Genomic DNA, 5,448 nt, shown 5'->3' with positions numbered 1-5,448 from the left:
GGAGAACAGTTGTTTTGCGAGAACGAAACCAACAACCAGGTGATCTACAATCTGGAAAACGATTTCGACTATGTAAAAGATGGGATCAATGACCATATCGTAAAAGGGGAAACGACGGTAAATCCCGAAAAAACAGGTACGAAATGTGCCATATGGTACACGCAAACGATCCCCTCAGGTTCATCATCAACAATCGTAGTCCGGTTAAGCAAACGTAAGCTGTCCAATCCCTGGGAGGATTTTGAAGAAACCTTTTCGCAACGCAAATTCGAACACAAGGCTTTCTACGATAGCATCCTGACCAACACCAGCGACAAGCAAAAGTTTCTGGCCCAAAGTGCCCTCGGCGGCTTACTCTGGACCAAGCAGTATTATTATTTCGACGTATATAAATGGTTGAACGGAGAACAAGGAAAGACACCACCGGTACGAAACATTGTACGAAACCACAACTGGCAGCATCTGACAAATCGCAATATCATATCCATGCCCGACAAATGGGAATATCCGTGGTATGCAGCATGGGATTTGGCATTTCACTGCACATCATTTGCCTACGTCGATGTTGAATTTGCCAAGCGTCAGCTATTGCTTATGCTTAAGGAAAATTACATGCACCCCAACGGCCAAATTCCGGCCTACGAATGGAACTTTGGAGATGTTAACCCTCCGGTACATGCGATGGCTGTCTGGCAAGTGTATATTACCGATAAGAAAAAGACCGGGAAAAGTGATTATGCTTTTCTTGAAAAGGCTTTTCAGAAACTGTTGCTCAATTTTACCTGGTGGGTGAACCGCAAAGACGCAGATGGCACCGATGTTTTTGAAGGCGGTTTCCTGGGACTCGATAATATTGGTGTTTTCGACCGAAGTAACATGCCCCATGGTATTAAAGATCTGCAGCAAGCTGATGCCACCAGCTGGATGGGCATGTTTTCGCTCAATATGCTGCAAATATCACTCGAGTTGGCACAACAGAATCTGGCATACGAGGAGTCAGCAGCAAAATTTTTCCGGCATTTTTTAAATATCGCCTGGGCCATGAATCATATCGGCTATAAAGAAATTCCGCTGTGGGACGATGAAGACAGCTTCTTCTACGATGTGGTTCGTCTTGAAGACGGACGTTCCGAAAAGCTTCGCGTACGTTCGCTTGTGGGGATTATCCCCTTGTTTGCCGTAGAGGTAATCCACGATAATGCTTTCCAAAATTTACGTCGTTTCAAACGTCGGGCAGTAGAGATTATCAAGTCGCGACCTGATCTGGCTTCCCTGATCTCGGATATCGAAGTCGAAAACGACAATGGAGAATATCTGTTTGCCATTATCCGTAGCGACCGGCTGGAAAAGGTTCTTTCGCGTTTACTCGACGAGGCAGAGTTCTTATCGGACTATGGCATCCGGTCACTGTCGAAGTACCACGAACAAAATCCCTATGCTTTCGAGTATAACGGAGGCCGTCATACCATTGAATACGTGCCGGGCGAAAGCTCATCCCCCATGTTTGGCGGAAACTCCAACTGGCGTGGTCCAATCTGGTTCCCCTTGAATTACCTCATTATTATTTCGCTGAAGAAATACTATAAATTTTACGGGCCAACGGTGACTTACGAATTCCCGAAAGGTTCAGGGAAGAAGCTAAACCTGAAAGAAATTGCCATGGAACTCACGAATCGCCTGCTCCGGATATTCGAAAAAAACGGTAGTGTAACCTACCACTATTTCTCCAATCATCCGGTGTATAATCAGGAGAAGGGAGCGTTCAATTACCACCAATTCTACGAATATTTCAACGGCGATACGGGTGAAGGACTGGGAGCATCTCACCAAACAGGCTGGACATCCTTAATAGCCAACCTGATTATTGAGATGAACGAGATTGACGATTGATTTCAGGGTGGAGTACAGGAATGTTTTGCCCGCAGCAGCACCAATCATTGCTCCTGCGAATGAAGCCTTTGCTGCCGTAGGATTTCATCCTTCAGCAGCAAAGGTAATGTAACTCCATTCTGTAGTTCTCAGTAAAAGACTTACGAGTCCGCATTACGGTTCAATGCGATCATAAACGTCTTTAAATCGCCAGCCTATGCTCGATTTACATGCCTTTGTCAGAAATGCCAGTTTCTATAAAAAGCTCATCATCGACGATCTGCTTTTTGTGGAATACAAGTGTATGGCCGAAGAAACAAAAGCAGGAATTTGGTCCGACACCAACTATTTTGTGTTTGTAACCAGCGGTAAAAAAATGTGGCGAAGCATTCAGCACGACTACCTGGTGCAAACCGGCGATTCCCTGTTTGTGCGCAAAGGAGCCAACCTGGTTCACCAATATTTCGACGAGCAATACTGTGCCCTGATGGTGTTCATACCCGACGATTTTATCAAGAATTTCATGAGCCGCTTTACGAGTCTCAAAACTGTTGGCAAAGGAGAACTTTCAGAGACCGACTCCGTAATTCGCATTCAACTCGACGAATGCCTGGAAGCCTATGTAAACTCACTCGGCTCTTTTCTGGAATCCCAACTGCTGCCCGACAAAAGTTTGCTGATCCATAAGTTCGAGGAATTGCTGCTGAACATTTTCACCCGCCCGCTTCACCGGGAAGTAGCTGCCTACCTGCAATCGCTCAACATGGACCAAAGCACCTTGTTGCGCCAGGTAATGGAACAAAATTATGCCTACAACCTCAAGCTGGAAGAATTTGCCAGTCTTTGCAACATGAGTCTAAGTTCATTCAAACGGGCATTTGGCGCTATATTCAGTAGTTCACCGGGTAAATGGCTCAGTCAGAAACGACTCGACCGGGCTGCCCAGCTGTTGCTAAGTACCGACAAGGCTGTTGGACAGGTTGCCTTCGAAAGTGGATTTGAAGAACCTTCGAGCTTCATCCGGGTCTTCAAACAAAAATTCAACTGCACTCCTCTGCAATACCGTACCGTGAATGCCTGAGTAAACCAATCAGTAGATCGTTTAATCTTGATTCCGGGGATTCGCCAATAATGATAAAAGTGAATTCTTCAAAACAGGGTTACCCTTCCATCCCGATAAAGTCGGGATCTCCTTTCCTGGCAAGGGAAGGCCGGGATGAGTCAATTGGATAAAAAAACATCCAAAGTTGTCGGCTTATCATGGAAACTCACCTTCAGACCAATAATAGCGTTGTGGTAAGCAAAGGAGTATTGTAACTGTATGCAAGGGTACTAAGCATCCTATGCTAAGTACCCGTAGAAACTTAGAACTTGTGCACACATGTCCTTTGGGTATCTAAGGGATCCGATCTTTTGAAAAGATCGGATCCCTCGAAACCTGGAACTTGGAACTTGGAACCTGGAACTTGGAACTCAATTAAGACCTATTGGCCTTTTTTGTCAATTTTGTGAACTGCAGGGTCTATCACCTGCCTGTTGTTTCGCTCTACCTTTGCGGTATACTTAATTATTCACCACAAAATTTCAACAAAATGGAAGCAACAGTAACAACAATCAACGGATTTAACACAGAAGGTATTCTGAACACCGTAACAGCTATTCAAGGCAATCCTGATATTGCCAAGTTCGAATTTCGCGCTACCAACAAATGGATTAGCGGAGCCCATAACCGCAGCGCAATCCAGGGATTCTACGGCGCCTGCCAGGAAGATACTTCCCGCGAAAAACCTTTTGTTTACGATGTGGACGAACCGCCTGTATTGCTGGGAAACAATAAAGGCGCTAATCCCGGCGAAGTGCTGCTGCATGGTTTACTTTCGTGCATGACCACAGCCATGGTGCTGTTAGCTGCAGGAAAAGGAATTGAAGTAGCTGCTGTTTCATCAACCATTGAAGGTGATGTGGATGTAAAAGGATTTTTGGGCATAGACCCTACTGTTCCTAAAGAATTCAGCCAGATTCGCGTGAAGTTTAACGTTGAAGGCGTAAGCGACGAAGAAAAAGAAAGCCTGCTTGCTTTTGCCAAACAGTCGCCGGTTTTCAACAGCCTGGTAAAACCAACCGATGTACAGGTGTCAGTTCAATAAACAGCACATTTCAGTACCAGAGCCGTTCTTACACCGAACAGCCCAAACATAAACCATTCGGGTTACACGAATGGTTTATGACTTTTAAATAATGCATCAACCAACCTTATTCCCTTTCATATTCACCGATCTCATCCCTATCGTCATTTATGGGAATAATTACAAATGCTCCTCCAGACATGGAAATGGTATATTCAAGTATCAATGAATTTCCTGTAAAAGCAAATCGTGTCCGGTCGGATCCAATAAGCACTAATAACGGGAAGATCGGAATAATGTAAACACCCGTCCTCGTGTAATAACAGCCATCGTCTTTTCGTTTGACTTTGAAGTCTTTTTCACCGATTATTGAATCGCTGGTTAATAGCCAGGCATGCAGTCGGTCTTCTTCGGTCAATGAAAAGCCTACATATAAACTATCTTTGCGGGAACAAGCTTTAAACTCTTTTCGAGGGACACTTTTTTTGAAATAGATCAATTCCGAAATCTTTTTATGTACCGGTGAATCAGGAATCGGATCGTTTTTATATAGCCCGTTTATACTACTTGTACCGTTGAAGCCTTCAGGTAACGGACTAAATGATGCGCAACTTGTTATCAACACCACAACAAGCAAACGTAATACTTGATTCAGCATTTTGGTTACCATCATCTTTAACGCTTAGAAATTTATTTTGAAGTAAATAGAGCATTCCAGCAAATGATATCAACACAAAACCAAGCTCACTCTGTATACGTTAATCCATCGGTTTAGATTGTATTGAATGACAAGTTCCACTAATAAAACCGTATTCCTACAATACGATCCGGATAAGCAAAATAGAAAAGACCAGTTTCGAAAATCCCGACAAACAGTGGCGGTCCGGTTATTTCAGCTGGTGTATTTTCTTGTAAATAAACCACGAAAAATACTGGTCGTACTTGTGTTGTAAATCTTCACGTTTCCAATCTTCCCCGGTAATCATTCCCCGGCATTGCGCACTTCCACAGTTACATTGCAATTCATAATCACCCGCAATTGCCATGGCATAGTCCAGGCATAATTCCTCTCCTGCTTTGATATCCCGCATGGCTACATAATTGACCTGTCCATCCATCCCGATATTGGGATCGCACGAATGATTGATAAAGATGACGATATCCTCAATCTCATCCTTCGTTTTCGGACAGAGGTAAAACTCATCCGAAATCTGAAGGCTAAAATCTCCCAGATCCCGATCCAGTTGATACGCTTCTTGTTTGCCAACAATATGGCCGTTCTTGATCGCCACAATCTCTCCTTTAGCGATCTTTTCATTAGCAAAAAAGCCTTTTCCGCCTTTGTCACTCACCTTCACAATAGTCTTTGGTGAGCAATAAGTTTTTAATTGATTCATTTTAGTTTTTTGTTTTGTCTGGTTCAATGATCCTCATCTACCTCGCTGGATCGGAT

General features: G+C 43.9%; 5 protein-coding genes. 3 read left to right on the top strand and 2 right to left on the bottom strand.

The genetic code is table 11. The annotated features are described in order from the left end of the window. From AC37HE_RS06700 to AC37HE_RS06690, 3 genes are all read left to right on the top strand, one after another. Positions 1 to 1,890, top strand: a 1,890-nt coding sequence (locus AC37HE_RS06700) for an MGH1-like glycoside hydrolase domain-containing protein (protein ID WP_500782028.1), incomplete at its 5' end; no start/stop codon positions are given. A 196-nt stretch (positions 1,891 to 2,086) separates the two neighbouring features. Next, on the top strand, positions 2,087 to 2,950 hold the full coding sequence (locus AC37HE_RS06695) for a helix-turn-helix domain-containing protein (protein ID WP_500782027.1): 864 nt from the start codon (positions 2,087 to 2,089) through the stop codon (positions 2,948 to 2,950). A gap of 511 nt (positions 2,951 to 3,461) precedes the next feature. Continuing rightward, a complete protein-coding gene (locus tag AC37HE_RS06690; protein ID WP_500782026.1) occupies positions 3,462 to 4,016 on the top strand; it encodes an OsmC family protein in 555 nt (184 codons plus the stop codon). 106 nt (positions 4,017 to 4,122) lie between these two features. Here AC37HE_RS06690 and AC37HE_RS06685 read toward each other — a convergent pair whose 3' ends face one another. Both AC37HE_RS06685 and AC37HE_RS06680 read right to left on the bottom strand, forming a co-directional pair. Then, on the bottom strand, positions 4,123 to 4,668 hold the full coding sequence (locus tag AC37HE_RS06685; RefSeq protein WP_500782025.1) for a hypothetical protein: 546 nt from the start codon (positions 4,666 to 4,668) through the stop codon (positions 4,123 to 4,125). 214 nt (positions 4,669 to 4,882) lie between these two features. Next, positions 4,883 to 5,392 carry an SET domain-containing protein gene (locus AC37HE_RS06680; protein WP_500782024.1) on the bottom strand — a complete coding sequence of 170 codons (510 nt, stop codon included), beginning with the start codon at positions 5,390 to 5,392 and terminating at the stop codon, positions 4,883 to 4,885. Positions 5,393 to 5,448: the final 56 nt, after the last annotated feature.

It is taken from the genome of Mangrovibacterium sp. (genome assembly GCF_059905295.1).
The sequence above is the reverse complement of the archived record's forward strand: the minus strand, read 5'-3'. Positions and strand labels throughout refer to the sequence as shown.

Bases quoted from the DNA above. Each gene is read 5' to 3' on its own strand.
- AC37HE_RS06690 (WP_500782026.1), top strand. From the start codon at position 3,462: ATGGAAGCAACAGTAACAACAATCAACGGATTTAACACAGAAGGTATT.
- AC37HE_RS06695 (WP_500782027.1), top strand. From the start codon at position 2,087: ATGCTCGATTTACATGCCTTTGTCAGAAATGCCAGTTTCTATAAAAAG.
- AC37HE_RS06680 (WP_500782024.1), bottom strand. From the start codon at position 5,392: ATGAATCAATTAAAAACTTATTGCTCACCAAAGACTATTGTGAAGGTG.
- AC37HE_RS06685 (WP_500782025.1), bottom strand. From the start codon at position 4,668: ATGATGGTAACCAAAATGCTGAATCAAGTATTACGTTTGCTTGTTGTG.